The sequence below is a fragment of the Achromobacter sp. GbtcB20 genome, assembly GCF_019091095.1.
GTDB lineage: Bacteria > Pseudomonadota > Gammaproteobacteria > Burkholderiales > Burkholderiaceae_B > Achromobacter > Achromobacter mucicolens.
This window is the reverse complement of sequence record NZ_JAGXJZ010000893.1, coordinates 1-236: the sequence shown is the minus strand read 5'-3', so window position 1 is coordinate 236 and position 236 is coordinate 1. Positions and strand designations below refer to the sequence as shown.

General features: G+C 65.7%; 1 pseudogene. It reads right to left on the bottom strand.

What is annotated here, in order from left to right:
- Positions 1-236, bottom strand: a pseudogene (locus KVT32_RS31545) (alpha/beta hydrolase); the annotation flags it as partial.

The window sequence follows — 236 nt, the reverse complement described above, 5'->3', positions numbered from 1 at the left end:
CACCGTATTCGCCGCCGGATGCCCGCTCTTCTTGACCACGGCCGCCATGCGCTCGACGTCCGGCACCATGGTCCCGCCTTCCTTTTCTCCCATCAGCATGAACAGCCGCGCATCCTTCGGCACCGGGTGTTGCGTCATGAAGTCGAACGCGGGTTGCGCCGTCCAGTAGGCGGGCGAGAACACGCCGGCCTTGCCGAACACTTGCGGATACCGGGCGATCGCGTAGTGCGAGGCCA